The sequence below is a fragment of the Burkholderia sp. BKH01 genome, from assembly GCF_025685725.1.
Classification (GTDB): domain Bacteria; phylum Pseudomonadota; class Gammaproteobacteria; order Burkholderiales; family Burkholderiaceae; genus Burkholderia; species Burkholderia pyrrocinia_C.
Genome location: NZ_JAOTQT010000072.1, coordinates 1 through 360 on the forward strand (window position 1 = coordinate 1; position 360 = coordinate 360).

The 360-nt window shown below is 73.1% G+C and carries 1 protein-coding gene; it reads right to left on the bottom strand.

From position 1 onward, the window contains the following. A partial coding sequence (locus OEJ37_RS34865; RefSeq protein WP_263349543.1) for an alpha/beta hydrolase occupies window positions 1-360 on the bottom strand: 360 nt, incomplete at both ends.

Sequence of the window (360 nt, forward strand, 5' to 3'; positions counted from 1 at the left end):
GGCCTGCTCCACCTGCTGGCGGGCCTGGGGGCTGGCGGTCAGCATGCGGGCAAAGCCGTGCACCATGCCAGGCGCTCGCAGCAGCCGGGTGGGCACGCCGGCCGCCTGCAGCTGGCGGGCAAAGGCTTCGCCTTCATCGCGCAGGATGTCGTGGCTGGCGGTGCAGACCACGGCGGGCGGCAGCCGGGGCAGGGTGTCGGTGCAGCTGGCCGGCAGGCGGCAGCGTGCATCCGCGCCTTCGGCGCCGCCCAGTTCCTGCCAGTAGCGGGCCATGGCGCTGCGGGTCAGGCCAAAGCCTTCGCTGAAGGCCTGCATGCTGGGGTGGTCCTGCTCCGGCGCAATCGGCGGGTAGAACAGCAG